Below are 21,171 nucleotides of genomic sequence, written 5' to 3' on the forward strand. Positions count from 1 at the left end.
TAGGTTCCGCACCTTTCAGTAATCAGAGCAGTTTTTCCTGTAGCCGGAAACAGACCACTTTTTCTTCGGTCATAGATTCAATGGAGGAACGCACACCTTCTCTTCCTAAGCCTGAACCTTTTACACCACCAAAGGGCATGGCATCAATCCGGTAATCACTACTGTCATTAACCATAATACCTCCAACTTTTAGTTTCTTAATAGTATAGAAGGCATTTTCTATATCAGATGTAAATATTCCAGCTTGCAATCCGTAATTTACACGATTTGAACGTTTTATTGCTTCTGTTAAGTTTTCTACTGGATCTATTAAAACGACAGGACCAAATACCTCTTCTTCTGCAATTTTTGCCTCGTCCGGAACGTGCGTTAAAACAGTAGGATAGTAATATGCACCATCTCTTTTTCCACCTGCATGTAAATTACCGCCACAAAGTAGTGCATCACTAACCCAGGATTCCACTCTTTTTGCTTCTTTTTCATTAATTAACGGTCCGACATCGGTTAGTTCACCCATCTTATCCCCTACCCGAAGATCTGTTGTCCGTTCAACAAACTGATCGAGAAAATCGCGATACACACTCTTTTCCACAAAGATACGCTGAACACCAATACAATTTTGCCCTACTGCTGAAAATGCACCAGAAATACATGATTGAACAGCATCTGGTAGATTAGCATCTCCCATGACAATTACAGGGGAGTTTGAACCTAACTCCATACTTACTTTCTTGATTCCTGCTTTATGGGCTATTTTCTCTCCTGCCGCCCCTCCACCTGTAAATGTAATCATTCGAACTGCTGGATGGGTAACGAGTGTTTCTCCAACCTCCTTACCTGAACCAGTGACTACAGACAGAAAACCGTTTGGAATCCCTGCATTGTAAAAGGCTTCTGCTAATAATAGAGCACTCAATGGCGTCACGGAAGCCGGCTTAACGACAATCGCATTTCCAGCTGCAATAGCAGGGCCGATTTTATGGGCTACTAAATTTAACGGATCATTAAAAGGAGTAATAGCCCCTATTACACCAATTGGGAACCGATAATAATAACCGATCCTGTTCTCACTTCCTTCGTTCTGATCAAAATTAATCGTTTCCCCATTAATTCTTCTTGCTTCTTCCGCACTTAATTGTATCGTCTGAATTGCCCTTTTCACTTCTGATCTTGCTTCATTAATTGTTTTACTGCCTTCCAATGCTATTGTACGGGCAAATTTCTCCCGATTCTCTTCCATATAATTTGCCGCCCGCCGAAGTACTTTCATCCGTTCATGGACCGGCCATGATTCAATACTCTGAAATGCCTCTTCTGCCAATTCAATAGCACTTTCCATATCTTCCTTTGTAGCTAATGGAACTTTTGCGATTAGTTGATTATTCTGAGGATCATATACATGAAACGTTTCCTTTTTCTTCACCCATCTTCCTGCGATAAACATTTTTTCTTCTTTCACTTTAATTTGCATTGTAATCCACCTCCCGAACTTTCATACGTTTTTCCCTTTGATAATTTATCAGATCAATTAGAAGAGAATACGCCGTTTCCCGGAGGCCAGCCCCTGCACCAGTTAGAAAAATTGGTCCAGCTAAGTTGCATTTATATAAAATACCATTCGTAGGACCTTGAACACTCGCCAATGGATCATTCTTTTCTAATTCTTCTGGCTGAACTTTTGCTGTTATTTTTCCATTCGCCTTTTTTATCCTTGCTAATAGTCGTATTGTTTTATTCCTAGATTTCACTTCTTCCATTTTTTCAACTGTAATCCCACTAATCCCTTGACAAGCTACATCATCTGGAGTTATATTTCCCCCCATCAAATAGTTCGAAAGAATAACAGCTTTATATCTTGCATCATATCCTTCCACATCACTCGTCGGATCCGCTTCGGCATAACCAAGTTCTTGTGCCTTTGCCAAAGCGTTTTCATATGAAGATCCCGCTTCCATTTCCGTTAGGATATAATTAGTAGTTCCGTTTAAAATACCCTTAATTTCCGTTATATCATTCCCAGCAAGAGTGGAAACAGGCATTCGAAGTGCAGGGGTACCACTCATTACGGTTCCTTCAAACCCCCAAAACACATCATTTTTGGCAGCCAGTTCCCCTAACTCTTGATAGAGAAGGGCAACTGGTCCTTTATTAGTTGTCACTAAACTTTTTTTGTTTTCAAATGCAGCTTTGCAATGGTCAATCGCAGGTTGACCCGTTTTCACATTTGTATACGTTACCTCGACGATGACTTCCGCATTTGTTCCGGTTATTGTCTCCAAGCTGTTCAATCCCTTTACAACTTTCGACCTGGTATTAAAGTAATTTTCCATATTCCCTGTTTCATCCAACACCTCTAATAAATGCGGTATATCCAACCCCTTTGGATCATAAACAGCCCCTTTCATCACATCAGATACGGCAACAATTACTGGTTCAAATCCAAAGTCTTCAATTAATTGTCTCTTCTGTTCCACTAACAATTTCGCAAGGGATTGCCCTACTCCGCCGAAACCGACAAATGCTATTTTCATAGCCTATCCCCTCCACTAACTTATTTTCCCCCCATGGGGATTAATAATAAAAGGATCTTTGATCATCAAATCCCTTGGATAATTGGTAAATGTCTCACATCCATCCTCAGTGACACGAAATGATTCACTAATCTCAATACCATATTTATCAAACCATAATCCTGGAATTAAATGAAAGGTCATGTTAGGCTGCAATACTGTCGTGTCTCTTGCTCTTATACTTGCGGTGTGCTCTCCCCAATCAGGTGGGTAATTTAGTCCAACTGAGTATCCCAACCTGGCCTCCTTTTCAATTCCGTGCTTTTTCAAACTTTTCCGCCATACTTCTTCCACTTCTCCACACGTCATTCCCGGCTTAACAGCATCCAAAACTTCTTCCAATCCTTCCACTACGATAGGTGTGACACGTTGCAAATCTTCTGAAGGATTACCAATAGATACAGTCCTAGCTAATGGTACATGGTATCGTTTGTAGCACCCTGCTAATTCAACAATAACCGCATCCCCTTCTTGGAACGATCTTTCGGTCCATGTCAGATGTGGAATAGCTGTATTTTCACCAGTAGGTAAGAGTGGAACAATTGCAGGATAATCTCCCCCATATTCCTCCGTTCCAGAAAGCATATAGTAATAAATTTGGGCTGCAATGTCACATTCTCTCATCCCCGCACGAATACTTTCTGTCCCTTTATACATGGCGTGTTCCGCAATCATCGCTGCCCGTTTCATATAATTAATCTCTTGTTCCGATTTAATAAGCCGTACATAGTTTACCAATAAGTCAGCATCTATAAATCTGGCATTCGGTAGATTATTTTGTAGTTGTATAAATGCTTTTGCAGAAAAATAGTAATTATCCATCTCCACACCAATCGTTTTTTTTCCGTGTCCTAAGTCAACGAGTTTCTGTCCAATATAATCCATTGGATGGTGGATAGCTGAATGAACATAATAATCCGGATAAGCATACACGTTCTCTTCATGAAGCCACGTTTTCGTTCTGGCCCCTTTCGCATCTTGATATCGTCCAATCCATAAAGGCTGGGGCTCATCTATAATAACAGCTAACATCTGATGCACATAAAAGGACCAAGCATCATAACCTGTAAGATAGTTCATATTAGCAGGATCCGTTACAAGTAAAACGTCAATTCCCTTCTCTTCCATTCGCTTTTTCGTTTTTGTAAGCCTACTTTGATATTCAAACAAATCAAACGGAAGCATAGGATCCTCCTCCTTTTATCAGATTTATCTTTTGTTAGTACTATAGTATTAAAAACTATAGTTCAATGTAATGTTCAAACTGTATGAACTTTAGCAATTTCCGTTATACACCATTGATATAACGGTCTTTTTTTCTTAATAACAAAGAAAAACCAACTGCTACAAAAAATTGTAAGTCAGTTGGCTTTATTGTTTATCATTGTTCTTTTTCAACATCCATAAACGGACACTCAATTCTAAAAGAAAGAGGTCATCTGAATCCACTAGCGATAATTGAGTTAATGACTCGATGTTCCTTAATCGATGGAGGAGTGATTGTCGATGGAGATTTAATGCTCTTGCAGTCTGACTAACATTGCCCTTATATTTATTATAGACAATAAACGTGTATATAAGGTCTGCTTTCCGTTTTTGATCATAATCTATCAAAGGTTGAATCGTATCTTTCACAATGGATTCAATTTCTTTTTCTTCTGAAAGGGTCATTAAGAGACGGTTAATTCTAGTATCACTGAAAAATGTCCTTCCCCCATAACCTGATTCCTGTTTACCGATTTCAAGGGCAGTCTTTGCTTCTTTGAAACTGTCAAAAAAGGCATAATGTCCATCTTTATGAGTTGCAATTCCCCATGACAAAGTGATATCCGATAATAAATCATTTAAACGTTTTTCCACAAGATCTAAAAATTGATTTGCTGTTTCCATATATGGCTGATGGTCTGCCTCTAGAAAGATTACGACTTCCCCTTCTTCAAAGCTTGCCATGGTTCTCCTATGAAGAACATCCCCTGCTTTTGTAATTTCCTTCTGTATATAATAATTCATACTTTGCAGGGAGGAGGTGGGTGGTCGATCTTTTCGCTTCGTCTTATTCAAGTCAGAATCCTTTTTTATTTCTCCTACGATACAAATATAAGGTCGAGTTAAATCATAACCTAATAGTTGTCCCTTTGAGATTAATTGATTAGTGACTTCCGTGTTATTTTTCGTAAGATTTAGGATGAAATTATCTCTAAGCCGCACTTCTGTCATCTCTATGGCATTTTCCTTTACAAAATAAAGAGCACACGCAGTGAGGGCATGTTCCAACACATTCATGACAAACCATGTTAACTCCTGTCTTTCTTTTGGCTGAATTAATAAATATCCTTGTTTATTATGGTTACTTGAGATGGTCAGCTGAAAACACATGTGATGGTCCACCATAAATTCTTCCATATAATGGGACAGTGGGTGGTCTGTAAACAAATCCAACTGGGGAATTTGTTGATGCTGTCCTTCAATCTTTCCCGACATAATATTTAATAGGTTTCTATTAAAATGACTATTAGCCCTTGTGGATCCAGAGAAATCTATTATTGCGTTAGGGATTTTAATGCGCTTATATAAAATGTTTGAAATGTCCTGTAATCCTTTTTCTTGCAAGACACAGTCAATTAGTTCTTGTCTAACCCCCTCAGCCTGCTGCCTTTCCCACCGTTTGTCATTAGTTATTTCTTCAAGAACACTGTGAAGAATATCTCCAAATCTGACTTCCCAGGGAATTTCAAGGATTACAAAATCATAATGACTGGCCAATTGGATCACCCGTTCCGGAATATCATAAATATATCTTCCCGTTGCAAATGCGAGAACGGATGCTCCAGCTTCGATAACATCCTTAACAAAGCGTTCCAATAGAATTGGATCGTCCTCACAGCCAATTCCCGTACTAAGAACAAACTCATTTTTTCTGACAAAGTTTTCAACAGGGACTTCAATAACAGATATCCAGTCAATCTTTTTTAGATCCAAATATCTTTTCCCACTTTTTATTTTTGAAGTTTCAAGAACCGGTAATTGAATAACATCCCTTACAGTTAACCCAAGTAAACCACCCCCGATCAGAACTAAATAGTACAGTTTATGTGGGAAAAATTAGGAATAACCCTATTTTAGTAAGATTCACAACACAGGGCAAGTAAAAGATTATTTGCTTTCTTACTTGCTATATAGCTTTTAATTGATTATATGACTATTGATCCAAAGACAATGGACCTGGAAATACGAATTTCGTGTACAGACAATGTGGTTCTTTACTGCCAGAGGAGTATCACTGAAACCAAACCAGTGTCAAACATTAGTTGTAATCGGTCTCATAGAAGGAATGCCTCGTGTTGAAGCACTTCTGTTTGCACCTTAAAACCAATGAGAAAGTAAAACGGTCACGTAATAAGTCCGTGACCGTTTTATAGTTTTTCAAACTATTTTCTTGTTTTTTTCATGACTACCAATTCATAAGGCTGTAGCTCCGCAAATTCTCCCTTGATATAATTCATCCACCCTTCCAAGTCACTGGATAGAACAACCTGCCATATACCTGGAGACGGTAAATGAATATCCTGTTTCCTATTCATTGGATTCCCATAAATGGCGAAATCTTCATGGTCACCAATTAATGTAAAACCTAAAATGGGGTCTGGAACATGAAGGAGATGAAACCTTCGTCTAATCTCTTCCTTTGTCTTTAACCGGAATACACTATTTTCTTTACGGAGTTTAATAAGAGCTCGAATAAACGCAATACTTTCATGTTCTTTCTCCCTTTGTTCCCAGTCTAACTGATTGACCTCATCCCCCGATATATAACTGTTGTCATCCCCATTTTTTGAACGGAACCATTCTTGACCTGCATGAAGAAAAGGAATTCCCTGGCTCAGTAAAGTAAGCCCCGTTGCCATACGATGCATCTTTTTTCTGACTAGTTCTTCATCCTGTGAATTGGAGAGGGTGAGTTTATCCCAAAGGGTATGGTTATCATGACATTCCACATAATTGATTGATTGCTTAACATCATCTACCATCGGTTGACCGAATTCTTCTAACACAGATCCAGTTAAAAGTCTTGAGAGACGCTCCACAAACCTCCCATTCCCATTGACAAAACCACGGTCATTTCCATCAAACAAATTACCTTTTAATGTATCTCTGAAAAAATCGTTAAAATAACTAATGCCATGTAACTGATCAGAATGAAATATGGTTGCTTTTTGTTGTGAGGGGAGTGCTGTTGGTAGTTCCCACCCTTCCCCTAACAACATTACGGGATCTTCTTCCTTTGAACAAAAATCGCGAATTTCTTCCATTGTAAATACATCTAAAGCTCCCATGAGATCAAAACGAAATCCATCCACTTTGTATTCATGAAGCCAATACTTTACAGTGTCTAAAATGAATTTTCTTCCCATTATTCTTTCCGAAGCAAAATCATTCCCTACTCCTGTTCCATTACTCACTGTTCCATCCTCATGGTAACGGAAATAATAACCTGGAACAATTTTCTCGAAAGGGGATTCTTCCATAATGAAAACATGGTTAAAGACAACATCTAAAATAACAGAAATACCTTCTTCATGAAAAGCATCAATCATTTGTTTACATTCTTTTATTCTCGAGACAGGGTTATTTGGAATGGTGGAGTAACTCCCCTCTGGCACTTGAAAAAATAGGGGGTCATAACCCCAGTTATACTGATTTTCCGGTTTTAACTCATCCACTCTTGCAAAATCATTAATCGGTAATAACTGAACATGTGTAATTCCCAATTCTTTTATATAAGATAAACCTGTGGAGAAACCTCCACTTGTCATTGTATTGGTCTCTGTCAGTCCAAGAAACGTACCTTTGTTGTGTACTCCACTACTTTGACTTACCGTAGCATCCCTTACATGGAGTTCATAAATAATCGTATCAAAAAGGGAATCTATTTTTGGACGATCTATCCGTTTCCCGTGGAAAGGAACTGTTTTTTCAGGATCTATAACGACGCCTTTCTCGCTATTGGCTAAAAGGCCTTTGGCATAAGGATCAATTACCCATTCTACTTTTCCATTAATTGTGATCTCAAATTCATACACTGCCCCATGCCAATTCCCTTCAATATAAGTTGACCAAACACCTTTCTCACTTCGATTTAAAGAATACAATTTATTATTTAAAGATATTATTACACTCGTTGCAGTTGGAGCCCACAATGAGAACAAAGTACCGTCCTTTCCAAAAGATGGACCTAATACTGCTTCGGTTGCTGAATATGTCTCATCAAACCACTTGGTCCTCACAACAGCTCCAGTAAATACAGGAATATTCCATTCTCCCCATGTGAGAATTAATTCTTCTCCCAGTGGCAAAGGGTTGTCAACACTCATTTTTACCGTAAAGTCAATCACAGAATTCACCTGTGGGAAAATTACCTTATCCTTTAAAGCAATTGAAGGAACGCTTCCATTTTTGTCCAGTTCATCCAAGATGTCCTTATCCTTCATATTAATTGTCAGTTCATGACTATGATCAATCCAGGCTACATTTTGCTCCATTGGACAACTCCCTTTCCGCCACTCCGGTAGGTTTTCTAAAATCCTGTTTTTTATTTTCTTCTACTCGGAATCAAACCTAATTATAACCAAGATTATGGAAACATCAAGATAATAATTCTTTTGACATATGTCAAATATCCTCGAATGATAGAAGTATATATATACAATGTTATGTTTAAATAACAAACTTTACATTTGGTTGTAAAATCGTGCAACTGTTCATAAATTCGTAATAAATTTTTATCATCAATAATAGAGGATACAACATATCTATAGAGAATTACTCTAAAAACACCATATTAAGAAAATTAACAATTATGCGTTAAATTATCTGACAAGTTCATTGAGGTTCCTTCCCATGTGAAATATGCTTCAACTATGTAGTGTATATTTAATCACTATCGGGCCTCATCGTTATCTGAAGAAAGGGGAAATAAAATGCGGTACAACATCTCAGAACAAGACATTTTTTTATTTCATCAAGGAACCAATTATGAGTCGTTCCAAATGCTCGGTTGCCACAGAATAAAGTGGAATGGCCAATATGGATATCGTTTTGGGGTATGGGCACCAAATGCAAAAGAAGTTCATATTGTCGGCGATTTTAATCACTGGGATGGAAGATATCACTCCCTTGAACGGATAAACAACGAAGGTTTGTGGTTTGGTTTTTTCTCAGAATTACCTCTCCGCTGCCGTTATAAAATTCTGATTATTCAAAGTAATGGCAATTCAATATTAAAAGCAGACCCATATGCCTTTCAATCGGAACTTAGACCTGCTACTGCATCATTAACTCCAGATGACGAGGTTTATCATTGGCAAGATCATAATTGGCTAAAAGAAAAGAAAAAAGAGAATAGCCATCAGTCTCCAATGGTAATATATGAAGTTCATCTCGGAACGTGGAAGATAAAAACGGATGGAGAATTATATACTTATTTGGAGTTAGCAAATGAACTTATTCCTTACGTTAAAACATTGGGATTTACTCATATTGAAATCCTCCCACTTGGGGAACATCCCTTCGATCTCTCGTGGGGCTATCAGATGACAGGCTATTTTTCTGTTACCACACGTTATGGGACATTAAATGAGTTTAAGTACTTTGTGGACCAATGTCACCAACATGGGATTGGAGTAATTATGGATTGGGTACCAGGTCATTTTTGTAAAGATGATCACGGTCTCCGTTTATTCGATGGGTCTCCCCTCTTTGAATATGCAGACCCTCAAAAGTCGGAAAAAAAATCTTGGGGTACGTTAACTTTCGATTTTGGTAAACCAGAAGTACAAAGTTTTTTAATCTCCAATGCCATTTACTGGCTTCAGGAATTACATCTAGATGGGATCAGGGTCGATGCCGTTGCCAGTATGCTCTATTTAAATTTTGACCGAGGGGATCATGAAGAGAAAATCTATAATTCTTTCGGAACAGAGGAGAATCTAGAGGCTTCTGCTTTTATCAAAAAGTTAAATGAGGTCGTTTTTAAATACAAGCCAGAAGCACTCATGATGGCAGAAGATTCCTCCGATCTTCCCCTCGTAACTGCACCAACATATTTAGGAGGATTAGGCTTTAATTACAAGTGGAACATGGGTTGGATGAACGATATGCTACGGTTTATGAAATACGACCCTGTGTATCGCAAATGGCATCATCATTTATTAACTTTCTCTTTCATGTATACCTTCTCAGAAAATTTTGTCTTACCTTTATCCCATGACGAAGTCGTACACGGTAAAAAATCTCTTTTGGATAAAATGCCGGGAGATCAATGGCAACAATTTGCAAACTTAAGACTTTTATTAGGGTATAAGATGACACACCCAGGGAAAAAGCTCCTCTTTATGGGCGGTGAATTTGGTCAATATGCTGAATGGAAAGATAAAGAACAATTGGATTGGCACTTATTTGACTATCCCCTACACCGTGGTATTTATCAATTCGTAAAATCCATTAATCATTTTTATCTTACAAATAAATCTTTGTATGAACTAGACCACCAACAAGAAGGATTTGAATGGATTGATCCCCACAATGTGGATCAGAGTATCATTGCTTTTCGAAGAAAAAGTTCCGCTCCAAATGAGGAATTAATCATTGTCTGTAATTTTACTCCAAATGTAATTTTTGATTACAAAATTGGCGTACCTGAGCCAGGTATTTATCGGGAAGTTTTCAATTCTGATTCAATAGATTTTGGTGGTTCCAACCAGCTTAACGAAGGAAAACACTTTAGTTTCCCAGAAAAGTGGCACGGGTTAACACAGCATATTAAAGTGAAAGTCCCACCGTTAGCTATGACGATATTCCAATGCGTGGAAAATAATAAATGATCAGGGGGAAGTGGAATGAAAAAAGAATGTGTTGCAATGCTTTTAGCTGGTGGCGAAGGTAAACGTCTAGGTACATTAACCAAAAACCTGGCTAAACCAGCAGTTTATTTTGGGGGGAAATATCGAATTATTGATTTCACATTAAGTAACTGTACTAATTCTGGAATCTATACAGTCGGGGTTTTAACACAATATGCTCCCCTAGTGTTAAATAAACACATTGGTATCGGAAAGCCTTGGGGATTAGATCGTCAAAATGATGGTGTTTCTGTTCTCTCTCCCTATACGGCCAAAGATGGAGGCAATTGGTATTCCGGCACGGCGGATGCTATCTATAAAAACATTCATTTTATCGAAGAACACGACCCTGAATATGTCCTTGTTATTTCCGGTGACCATATCTATCACATGGACTATAACAAATTACTTAATTATCACAAAAAAATTGGTGCCCATGCAACCATATCGGTTATGGAAGTTCCTTGGGATGAAACTTCCCGGTTCGGTATTCTCAATACAACAGATGATCTAAGAATCTATGAATTTGAGGAAAAACCCGAAAATCCAAAAAGTAATTTAGCATCGATGGGGATTTATATTTTTAATTGGTCCACCTTAAAGTCCTATTTACTTGACGATGCTTCTAATTCCGTATCAAGTCATGATTTTGGAAAAGACATAATTCCTTCCATGGTTCAAGACAATCTTCAATTATTTGCTTATCGATTTGAAGGATATTGGAAAGATGTTGGAACTGTTCAAAGTTATTGGGAAGCGAACATGGATCTATTAGAAGAAAATCATTCCCTCTCGCTAACGAACCGTCAATGGAGAACATATACACACGATTCCAACTATCCTCCACAATTTTTCGGGAAAAATGCCTCTATAAACAATTCCCTCATTAATTCTGGATCATGGATTTGTGGGAAAGTAGATCATTCGATTCTATTTGAAAATGTAACTGTTCATCAAGGAAGTAACATACAGCAATCCATCCTTCATCCTGGCGTTCAAGTAGGTAAAAATGCTGTTCTTGACCGAGTAATAATTATGGAAAATACTATCATACCAGATGGTATCCAAATTCGTTCCAATCCATTTGAAGAACCACTTGTTATTGACCAAGACTCTGTAACACAGGCGTTGACACTTTAGAAAATCTATTATTGCCTTTACTCTATTAGCTCTGCCGCATAAGATTAATGCTTCACCATTTTTTACATGATGGAGGGTCTATATATGAATACATTGATGGGATTAATCAACCTTGATTACGAACAACATTCTTTACATGAATTAACCTATTTCCGCTGTGGAGCAGCCGTTCCTTTCGCAGGACGTTATCGTCTTATTGATTTCACCTTATCGAATATGGTGTCCACTAATATTCAGGAAATAGCAATTTTCACAAGGAATAAATACCGCTCTTTAATGGATCACCTTGGCACTGGGGCCAACTGGGAATTAGATCGCCGTAATGGCGGATTGTTTATTCTTCCCCCTGACTGGAACGACCCTACAGACATTTCAAAAGGTGACTTACGTTTTTTCCATAATAACCGAGACTTTTTCTACAGGGGTAACGGAAAGTATGTCCTGATCAGCGGCAGTCAGTTTATATCAAACGGTGATTATCAAGATGCCTTTACATCTCACTTGGAAAGTGAGGCGGATGTCACACTCATCACCACAAAAGTGGATGTGTTGGATCGGGAGCACGATCCTTGTCTTCGGATTGAATTAAACGATGAAGGATATGTTTCAGATTTGACAAATGAAAAAACAAATCCTCACCTCTTTAGCGGGGTGTATATCATAAATAAAGATTTATTGCTTGATCTGGTAGACCAATGTATCGCCCATCACAAAGACCATTTCTTTTTTCATGGAATCAAGGAGAATCTTAGCCGTTTAAAAGTACAGGTATATGAACATGTTGGTTATTCTGCATTTATCAACTCTATTGAAAGTTTTTACAGACATAACATGAATCTCTTAAAGTCCGAGAATTATAAATCTCTTTTTTATAAAAATACATTCATTCGAACGAAAATCAGTAACGAACCACCAACTAAATACCGCGATCATTCTAATGTAAAAGAATCATTATTGGCAAATGGTTGTGTCATAGACGGGGAGGTGGAAGGAAGTGTTTTATTCCGTGGAGTGACTGTACAGGAAGGGGCAAAAATCAAGAATGCAGTCATTATGCAGCGTTGTACTATTGAATCTGGTGTTCATTTAGAAAATGTCATACTGGATAAGGATGTTCATGTTACAAAAGACCAGACATTTATTGGTTCTCAAGATAAACCATATGTTATTGCCAAACGGAAAGTCATGTAGTTATTGCATACACCTTTTGGGGGAGCAAAATATTATTTATTACGGAAGGAGAAGATCTGATATGGAAAATGTCTTATTTGTCGCCTCAGAATGCACCCCTTTTATTAAAACTGGAGGGCTCGCAGATGTAATCGGGTCTCTGCCGCAAGCTTTAAAAGAATACGAGAACATGGAGGTACGCGTCATTCTCCCTATGTATGATGAAATCTCAGAAGATTGGCGTAAACAAATGTCGTTTCAAACTACCTTCAATGTTCCTCTAGGGTGGCGAAATCAAGAAGCGAGTCTCTATACTCTCGAGCATAACGGGATACTTTATTACTTTATTTCAAATGATTACTACTTTACCCGTAAAGGGGTTTATGGATATTACGATGACGGGGAACGCTTTGTATTTTTTAATCAAGCTGTCATGGAAACGATATATCATATTGATTTTAAACCAAATATACTCCATGCACATGACTGGCAGGCTGGAATTGCTGTTGCATTGGCGAAAATTACACAACCTGTTGAGCATATGAAAACTGTATTTACCATTCACAATATTAAATATCAAGGAATGATGACAACAGATGTTTTCCATGATTTCTTTAACCTTCATCCTAGCCACTTGGGGGGGATGGAATGGAAAGGGATGTTAAATTGCATGAAAAGTGCCTTGCATCATGCAGATAAAATTACAACTGTCAGCCCTTCTTATGCAGAAGAAATAAAAGATCCATATTACAGCGAAGGTCTCCATCAAATCTTATGGGATAGATCTGATGATTTAATTGGTGTAATCAACGGAATTGATACAGATGATTACAATCCCATGAAGGACCCACACATTTCTGTTAATTATAAGCATTCAAGAGTTAAGAAAAAGGAAAATAAAGAATTCCTTCAGGAAAAATTAAATCTCCCTGTGGATAAAGAAATTCCTCTATATATTATGATTACTCGATTAGTGGAACAAAAGGGATTATATCTTGTGGAACGTGTTCTGGATGAGTTCCTCCAAGAAAATGTTCAATTAGCTGTACTTGGAACAGGGGATCCTGAGTTTGAGGGGTATTTTTATCATTTATCAGAAAGATTTCCAGATAAAGTAGCAGTTAGACTGACATTTGACGAAGGTTTGGCAAGACAAATGTATGCCAGTGCTGATTTTTTCCTTATGCCTTCCCAATTTGAACCTTGTGGGTTATCTCAACTAATGGCATTACAATATAAGACTGTGCCTATTGTAAGAGAAACTGGTGGTTTAAAAGATACCGTATTCCCATACAACGAAGAAACCGGAGAAGGTAATGGATTCAGTTTTACTAATTACAATGCACATGATTTATTATTTGTGTTACGTTATTCCCTTAGTATTTATTATCATGACACACACTGGGATCAGCTATTAAAAAATGTTAACAAAAGTAAATTTAGCTGGAAAGATTCTGCCCACGAATACGCAAAAGTTTATCAGCAATTATCTGCGGTAAATGTATAAATTCCAGAAAGACTAAGGATTATTTGAAAGGTGAGGGGTTGTGTAATCGTGCAAGAGTTGACAACAAAAAGGCTTGTGGACCAAATAACTAAAAAACTCAAAACAGAGAGAGGCAAAGATATTAAAAGTGCCTCCAATAAAGATCTTTATTACGTAATAACTTCCGTCGTAAATGACGTAGTCAATGGAGATTGGATGGTTACACAGGACAAATATAAGAAGAAGAAACAAGTTTATTATCTATCAATGGAATTTCTCGTTGGGCGCCTCTTAGAAAGTAATCTGCTAAACTCTGGTATATTAGAACGAGCAAACGAGGCACTTCTCAAATTAGGCTTTCAACCACAACAAGTTTATGAACAAGAACATGATGCCGGTTTGGGGAATGGTGGGTTAGGTAGATTAGCTGCTTGCTTTCTTGATTCTTTAGCATCCTTAAAATACCCCGGACATGGATGTGGAATACGTTATCGTTATGGTCTATTTGAACAGCGTATTATTCATGGTCATCAAATTGAGCTACCTGATTATTGGCTAAAAGAAGAATACCCTTGGGAGACAAGAAAAATAGATCAGGCTGTTGAAATTCATTTCGGTGGGAATGTGCACATGCATGAAAAAAATGATGGGACCTTGGAGTTTAAATACGAAAATACGGATAAGGTAATGGCTGTTCCGTATGATATACCCATTATCGGATATCGAAACAACATTGTTAACAGTCTGAGGCTATGGAGTGCAGAATCAACAGAAATTGATACAGATCATTTAACTAGCCAAACAGACCACTATTATCATCAATTAGATCATAAACATTCCATTGAACAAATATCCGGATTTTTATATCCTGATGATTCCCATTTCGAAGGAAAAACACTTCGTATTAAACAACAGTATTTTCTTGTTTCTGCAAGTATTCAACATATCATTAAAGAATATAAAAAGAACAACCGCCGTTCACTCAAGTATTTACCCGATAAAGTGGTCATCCAAATTAATGATACACATCCGAGCCTGGCCATTCCGGAATTAATGAGAATATTAATGGATCAAGAACGTTATGGATGGGATGAAGCATGGAAAATTACAACTTCTGTTATGGCATACACAAACCACACCACATTAAGTGAAGCCTTGGAAAAATGGCCTAAGGGAATGATTAAGGATCTCCTACCAAGAATTTATATGATCATCGATGAAATAAACGAACGTTTTTGTAAAGGCATCTGGTTTGATTACCCTGAACTTCGAGATAAGATTCCAGCCCTTGCTATCATAGCAGATGACCAAGTACATATGGCAAGGCTGGCCATTGTAGGAAGCTTTAGTATTAATGGTGTTGCCCGAATACACACAGAAATATTAAAAAAGAAAGAAATGAAAGACTTTTACTACCTCTTTCCTAAACGTTTTAACAATAAAACTAATGGAATTACCCATCGCCGTTGGTTGTTACAAGTAAACCCGAATCTGGCTAAATTAGTAACAGATGTAATAGGACCGAAATGGATTCAACGTCCAAATGACCTTATAGGACTGTTACGTTATACAAAGGACAGCTCCTTTCTAGAAAAGATTGGTCAAGTGAAGAATGAAAATAAACGAATACTGGCAGACTTTATTCACGACAGGACCGGGATTACTATCGATGAGAATTCCATTTATGATATTCAAATTAAACGACTGCACGAATATAAACGTCAATTATTAAATGTATTTCACATCCTTCATTTATATAATGAACTAAAAGATAATCCCAGCCTTGATATAACACCAAGAACTTTTATTTTTGGTGCCAAAGCGGCCCCAAGTTATCATCTTGCCAAAGAAGTAATAAAATTAATTAATCAAGTTGCCTCCATTGTAAACAATGATAAGGATATTCGTGGGAAATTGAAAGTTGTCTTTCTCGAAAACTATAATGTTAGTTTAGCGGAAAAATTAATTCCAGCAGCAGACATTAGTGAACAGATTTCTACAGCAAGTAAGGAAGCATCGGGAACAGGTAATATGAAAATGATGATGAATGGGGCATTAACCGTTGGAACATTGGACGGAGCAAATATTGAGATAAGAGATTTTGTGGGAAATAATAATATTTTTATTTTTGGATTAAACGCTGATCAAGTACTGGATTATTATCAAAATGGAGGCTACATTGCAAGGGATATCTACAACACGGATGACAGGGTGAAACGTATTTTAGACCAATTAAACGAAGGTGCTTTCGGATCTCAGGAAATCGAGTATAAAGATATTTACTACAATATCTTGTACCACAATGATCCATATTTTGTTCTAAAAGACTTTGATCCGTATTTGGAAATTCATGAATTAGTGGAACAGGCCTATCGTGATAAAAACGCATGGAATGCCATGAGTGTCACGAATATTGCCCATTCTGGTAAATTTTCCAGTGACCGTACGATTCAAGAATATGCTTCGGAAATTTGGAAACTTAAAAAATATTAATTTAATTGGATTATACTTCTCTAAACAAGTCTTGGGGATACTTTCGAGGATACTGAAAAAGTTGTAAGATACTTTTTCAGTGCCCCAAAGCTTTCTGCATGACATTTTTCATTCAATATTGGTTTTCTTGAATGATACTGGGAAAAGTGACTGTAAATGTTGTACCTTTTCCTATCTCACTCTCTACTTTAATAGTTCCTTGCATTATTTTAATTATACTAAAAACAACCATTGTTCCAAGACCTGTTCCCTTGTCTTTGGTCGTATAGTAGGGAGTACCTAACCTGTTTATCTGCTCTGTGGTCATCCCTACACCCTTATCTTTAATTTTAATCTCAGCATTTTCGTTAACCTTCCTTACTCTGATGGATAGTTCTCCTCCGTTTTGCATGGATTCAATACCGTTTTTTATAATATTCATCAAGCATTGATGAAGTTTTTGTCGCTCACCCACAACAGTAAGTTCATCTGTCGTTTGAAAACTAATAATGGAATTATGAAGGGTAGCATATGGTGTAACCACATTTACAATATATTCTAACTCCTCATTTATTTCTAAAAGCTCCACATTTTCTAGTGATGGTTTAGCAAAAGTGAGATAATCTGAAATGATATCCTGCGCACGATCCAATTCCTCAATGGAATGCTTTATATAAAAATGCTTCTTTTCTTCTGGAACATTCTTTTCATTCAATAATTGTAGGAACCCTCGTATAACAGTAAGTGGGGTTCTAACCTCATGGGAAATACTCGCAGCAATATCACTAACTACTTTTAGTTTTTCTAACTTTTTGAGCTCTTCCAGAATAATACGATCAGATCGCGCCCGTTCAATAAAAACAACAAATAGAACAATACCCATGAACTCTGTACTATAAAGGATAATTACTGGGATTAGTTCTATCATTTTTCCATTTGGGCTATATCCATAAACAACCAAAAATAAAATTAATAAACCTAAAAATGAGGCAAATGCTGCTAGATACACCTTTTCCTTCACTCTACTAATTCTTGTGAAAATGGGATATAAATAAAGCAAAACAAATAGAAGAGGTCCGTACACTAAAATGGATGCATAAAATCCAGAATCAAAACCGATATGGAATCGATAGGCTAATAACACCGCCAATAAGAAACACGCTACTTTAGGGCCGCCATATAATGCACCAATAATAAAGGGGACTTGTCTCATATCAAAGATGAAATTTGGAAATGGAGAGATCGGAAACGTCATACAGAGGACAATACCCATAGCTGAAAAGATTCCAATGAAGATTTCATGGGAAATTCCGGTGATCCTTCTCTCTATAAACCTATGGTATGTAATAAATAAAAAATAAACGAAAAATAGGTTCAAAAGAAAAACATATAGTTCTTCTGGTAATCCAATCATCCTGTCCCACCTCACCTCATCGACATAGTTGTATAATTCTCCTTGCCCTTAATAAACACCTCTTTTTCAACACAGTATTTCAATTACACAACGGTACGATATTTTTATGTTCGAAAAAAACTGCCTCACCTCAGTGAGACAGCTTTATAATTAAAATCATTTATTTTACTAACTTTAATACTTTTTCTACATTTGCCACAACATTCTCAACAGAGAATCCATACTCTTTCATCACAATATCCCCAGGGGCAGATGCACCAAATGTTGAGATTCCGATTACTGTTCCATGGTCACCAACATATTTTTCCCAACCTAGAGGGTAAGCCATTTCAATACCAACGCGTGCTTTTACGCTAGAAGGTAATACAGACTCCTTATACTCATCAGATTGTTGCTCGAATAATTCCCAGCTAGGCATACTTACAACACGAACTGCTACTCCTTGCTCAGAAAGAACCTTCTTCGCTTCCACAGCAAGACTTACTTCAGAACCAGTTGCTAAAAGAATGACATCCGCTTCCTTGTCTGAATCGGAAAGAACGTAAGCACCTTTTCTAACTCCATCTCTGGCTAGCTCAGCAGATCCTTCTAATACAGGTAACTTTTGTCGAGTTAATACCATTGCAACAGGAGCTTCCCTTTGTTCGAATGCATAACGGTACGCTTCTACTGTTTCATTTGCATCTGCAGGACGCATTACTGTTAAATCTGGAATAACACGTAAAGCTGGAAGTTGCTCCACTGGCTCATGTGTTGGCCCGTCTTCCCCAACTGCAATACTATCATGAGTTAAAACATAAACTACAGGCTGTTTCATCATTGCAGCTAGACGAATTGATGGACGGAGGTAATCTGAAAACACGAAGAAAGTTCCACCGTAAGGACGTACTCCGCCGTGAAGAGCAAGACCATTTAATGCTGCACCCATCGCATGTTCACGAACACCAAACCAAATGTTTCTTCCCGCATAGTCCCCTTTACTGAATACAGGTAAATCTTTTAATGTTGTATTATTAGATCCTGCTAAGTCTGCAGATCCGCCAAAAACAGTTGGTAAATTTTTAGCAATTGCATTGATGGAGTATCCTGATGATTCCCGCGTTGCCATCTTTGGAGCATCGAGAGGGAATAGTTCAAGATCCTTATCCCATCCTTCTGGTAACGTATTGGAGATTGCTTGTTCAAATTGAACTGCCAGCTCAGGATATGCTTCCTTATAACTTTGGAATAATGCATTCCATTCTCCTTCTGCTTTCTCACCATTAACTTTTATTTTTGCAAAATGCTCACGGACAGAGGCAGGAATTTCAAAAGGCTCGTGATCCCAACCATAGCTTGCTTTTGTTAAAGCTACTTCATCACTACCAAGCGGTGATCCATGTGCTGCGGATTTACCTGATTTATTTGGACTTCCGTGACCGATAATAGTACGAACTTCAATAAGTGTCGGCTGATCGCTTACAGATTTCGCTTCTTCAATTGCTTTTCCAATTGCCGCAATATCCGTTCCATCTTCTACGCGAACATAGTGCCACTTATATGATTTAAAACGCTCTTCTACACTTTCAGAGAAAGCCATGTTTAAATCTCCGTCTAAAGAAATATCATTTGAATCATATAACACAACCAGTTTACCAAGACCCATGTGCCCTGCCATGGAAGCTGCTTCTGATGCAACGCCTTCCATTAGATCTCCGTCACCACAAATAGTATACGTATAGTGATTAACAATTTCAAAGTTCTCTTTATTATAAGTTGCTGCTAAATGGGCTTCTCCCATTGCCATACCTACTGCTGTGGAAATCCCTTGACCAAGAGGACCAGTCGTTGCTTCCACACCTACAGTATGACCGAATTCTGGGTGACCAGGTGTTTTGCTTCCGTGTTGACGGAAGTTTTTCAGTTCTTCCATTGGTAAGTCATACCCTGTTAAATGGAGTAAGCTGTATAGTAGTGCTGAACCATGTCCTGCAGATAATACAAACCGATCACGATCAAAGAAATTTGGGTTCGTCGGATTATGTTTCATCTGGTTTGTCCAAAGCTCATAAGCCATTGGAGCTGCACCCATTGGCATCCCAGGATGACCTGAGTTTGCCTTTTCTACCATATCGATTGATAGTGTTCTTAAACTATTTATTGCCAATTGTTCAATTGTCATGCTTAAATACCTCCGCTGTTATTTATTTCGGAACATTTTCCCAATCTTTTAAAAATCTTTCAATACCTGAATCTGTTAAAGGGTGCTTCCATAATGAAGGAAGTAAAGAACCTGGAATTGTTGCAATATGAGCACCTGCTTTTGCAGCCTCTTCAACATGTGTAATATTTCGAACACTCGCAGCAATAATCTCCGTTTTAAATCCGTAGTTTGATAGAATCGTTTTTAAGTCTTTTACTAGAATCATACCATCTGTACCAATGTCATCTAACCTGCCGATAAATGGACTAATGTAAGTGGCCCCAGCCTTTGCAGCCATCAACCCTTGTGCTGCTGAAAACACTAATGTTACATTCGTTTTTATCCCCTGTTTTGTTAATTCATATGTTGCTTCAAGACCAGCTTCTGTCATTGGAAGTTTAATTACAACATTTGGAGCCCATGCCGCAAGTTCATGTGCTTCCTTTACCATTTCTTCAACTGTTAAACCAATGACTTCTGCACTGACAGGTCCGTCAACGACATCACAAATTTCTTTAATAATATCTTTAAAAGGTCGACTTTCTTTTGCGATTAGTGTAGGATTTGTTGTTACTCCATCCACTAAACCTAATTTAGTAATTCTCTTAATCTCTTCCACATTTCCAGTATCCAAGAAGAATTTCATCATACTCACTCCTTTTTATGTAATAAGATCATTTGCACAACCCTAAAAACTATAGAATCACACATACAATTTAAACATATCATTATAACACCAAACGAGTTGTACGTACACAACAATAATCTTAAACGTTAACCATTTTTTTTACAAGATGTTTTTGTGTTAAAAATAAGTCATTTTTATTAACAAAAACCTT

General features: G+C 37.5%; 13 protein-coding genes. 5 read left to right on the forward strand and 8 right to left on the reverse strand.

Annotated features, from left to right (window positions below):
• Positions 1-22: 22 nt before the first annotated feature.
• The 5 genes from KS419_RS18890 to pulA all read right to left on the reverse strand — a co-directional run bounded on the left by KS419_RS18890 (position 23) and on the right by pulA (position 8,110).
• Positions 23-1,471: an aldehyde dehydrogenase family protein gene (locus tag KS419_RS18890; protein WP_217067943.1), complete on the reverse strand. Its 1,449-nt coding sequence runs from the start codon at positions 1,469-1,471 to the stop codon at positions 23-25.
• Positions 1,461-2,531: a homoserine dehydrogenase gene (locus KS419_RS18895; protein WP_217067944.1), complete on the reverse strand. Its 1,071-nt coding sequence runs from the start codon at positions 2,529-2,531 to the stop codon at positions 1,461-1,463. Before KS419_RS18895 ends, KS419_RS18890 begins: the two co-directional genes overlap by 11 nt.
• Before the next feature lie 15 nt (positions 2,532-2,546).
• Positions 2,547-3,755, reverse strand: coding sequence for a M24 family metallopeptidase (locus KS419_RS18900; RefSeq protein WP_217067945.1), 1,209 nt, complete (start codon positions 3,753-3,755; stop codon positions 2,547-2,549).
• A 186-nt stretch (positions 3,756-3,941) separates the two neighbouring features.
• Positions 3,942-5,657 (reverse strand): PucR family transcriptional regulator, encoded by a 1,716-nt coding sequence (locus KS419_RS18905; RefSeq protein WP_343215094.1) that lies wholly within the window; start codon positions 5,655-5,657, stop codon positions 3,942-3,944.
• A gap of 341 nt (positions 5,658-5,998) precedes the next feature.
• Complete coding sequence (pulA, locus tag KS419_RS18910; protein WP_217067946.1) at positions 5,999-8,110, reverse strand: type I pullulanase; 2,112 nt, start codon at positions 8,108-8,110, stop codon at positions 5,999-6,001.
• Between the two features lie 438 nt (positions 8,111-8,548).
• Here pulA and glgB point away from each other — a divergent pair, with 438 nt between their 5' ends.
• The 5 genes from glgB (at position 8,549) to KS419_RS18935 (ending at position 16,757) form a co-directional block, all read left to right on the forward strand.
• Positions 8,549-10,450 (forward strand): 1,4-alpha-glucan branching protein GlgB, encoded by a 1,902-nt coding sequence (gene glgB / locus KS419_RS18915; RefSeq protein WP_217067947.1) that lies wholly within the window; start codon positions 8,549-8,551, stop codon positions 10,448-10,450.
• Between the two features lie 15 nt (positions 10,451-10,465).
• Positions 10,466-11,608: a glucose-1-phosphate adenylyltransferase gene (locus tag KS419_RS18920; protein WP_217067948.1), complete on the forward strand. Its 1,143-nt coding sequence runs from the start codon at positions 10,466-10,468 to the stop codon at positions 11,606-11,608.
• Positions 11,609-11,692: 84 nt separating this feature from the next.
• Positions 11,693-12,799 carry a glucose-1-phosphate adenylyltransferase subunit GlgD gene (glgD, locus tag KS419_RS18925; protein ID WP_217067949.1) on the forward strand — a complete coding sequence of 369 codons (1,107 nt, stop codon included), beginning with the start codon at positions 11,693-11,695 and terminating at the stop codon, positions 12,797-12,799.
• A 61-nt stretch (positions 12,800-12,860) separates the two neighbouring features.
• Positions 12,861-14,285, forward strand: a complete 1,425-nt coding sequence (glgA, locus tag KS419_RS18930; RefSeq protein WP_217067950.1) for a glycogen synthase GlgA — start codon at positions 12,861-12,863, stop codon at positions 14,283-14,285.
• A 48-nt stretch (positions 14,286-14,333) separates the two neighbouring features.
• On the forward strand, positions 14,334-16,757 hold the full coding sequence (locus KS419_RS18935) for a glycogen/starch/alpha-glucan phosphorylase (protein WP_343215093.1): 2,424 nt from the start codon (positions 14,334-14,336) through the stop codon (positions 16,755-16,757).
• A 112-nt stretch (positions 16,758-16,869) separates the two neighbouring features.
• On the opposite strand, the gene KS419_RS18940 is transcribed toward KS419_RS18935, so the two are convergent.
• The 3 genes from KS419_RS18940 to fsa all read right to left on the reverse strand — a co-directional run bounded on the left by KS419_RS18940 (position 16,870) and on the right by fsa (position 20,978).
• Positions 16,870-18,150: an ATP-binding protein gene (locus KS419_RS18940; protein WP_217067951.1), complete on the reverse strand. Its 1,281-nt coding sequence runs from the start codon at positions 18,148-18,150 to the stop codon at positions 16,870-16,872.
• 160 nt (positions 18,151-18,310) lie between these two features.
• Positions 18,311-20,311: a transketolase gene (gene tkt / locus KS419_RS18945; RefSeq protein ID WP_217067952.1), complete on the reverse strand. Its 2,001-nt coding sequence runs from the start codon at positions 20,309-20,311 to the stop codon at positions 18,311-18,313.
• A gap of 22 nt (positions 20,312-20,333) precedes the next feature.
• On the reverse strand, positions 20,334-20,978 hold the full coding sequence (gene fsa, locus KS419_RS18950) for a fructose-6-phosphate aldolase (protein WP_217067953.1): 645 nt from the start codon (positions 20,976-20,978) through the stop codon (positions 20,334-20,336).
• Between the last annotated feature and the right edge of the window lie 193 nt (positions 20,979-21,171).

The sequence above is a fragment of the Evansella tamaricis genome, from assembly GCF_019042215.1.
In the GTDB taxonomy this organism is placed as follows: Bacteria; Bacillota; Bacilli; order Bacillales; family Salisediminibacteriaceae; genus Evansella; species Evansella tamaricis.

Excerpts from the sequence above, each read along its gene's own strand:
- glgB (WP_217067947.1), top strand. The coding sequence starts at position 8,549 with ATGCGGTACAACATCTCAGAACAAGACATTTTTTTATTTCATCAAGGA.
- KS419_RS18940 (WP_217067951.1), bottom strand. The coding sequence starts at position 18,150 with ATGATTGGATTACCAGAAGAACTATATGTTTTTCTTTTGAACCTATTT.
- KS419_RS18890 (WP_217067943.1), bottom strand. The coding sequence starts at position 1,471 with ATGCAAATTAAAGTGAAAGAAGAAAAAATGTTTATCGCAGGAAGATGG.
- glgD (WP_217067949.1), top strand. The coding sequence starts at position 11,693 with ATGAATACATTGATGGGATTAATCAACCTTGATTACGAACAACATTCT.
- pulA (WP_217067946.1), bottom strand. The coding sequence starts at position 8,110 with ATGGAGCAAAATGTAGCCTGGATTGATCATAGTCATGAACTGACAATT.
- fsa (WP_217067953.1), bottom strand. The coding sequence starts at position 20,978 with ATGAAATTCTTCTTGGATACTGGAAATGTGGAAGAGATTAAGAGAATT.
- KS419_RS18920 (WP_217067948.1), top strand. The coding sequence starts at position 10,466 with ATGAAAAAAGAATGTGTTGCAATGCTTTTAGCTGGTGGCGAAGGTAAA.
- tkt (WP_217067952.1), bottom strand. The coding sequence starts at position 20,311 with ATGACAATTGAACAATTGGCAATAAATAGTTTAAGAACACTATCAATC.
- KS419_RS18895 (WP_217067944.1), bottom strand. The coding sequence starts at position 2,531 with ATGAAAATAGCATTTGTCGGTTTCGGCGGAGTAGGGCAATCCCTTGCG.
- KS419_RS18900 (WP_217067945.1), bottom strand. The coding sequence starts at position 3,755 with ATGCTTCCGTTTGATTTGTTTGAATATCAAAGTAGGCTTACAAAAACG.
- glgA (WP_217067950.1), top strand. The coding sequence starts at position 12,861 with ATGGAAAATGTCTTATTTGTCGCCTCAGAATGCACCCCTTTTATTAAA.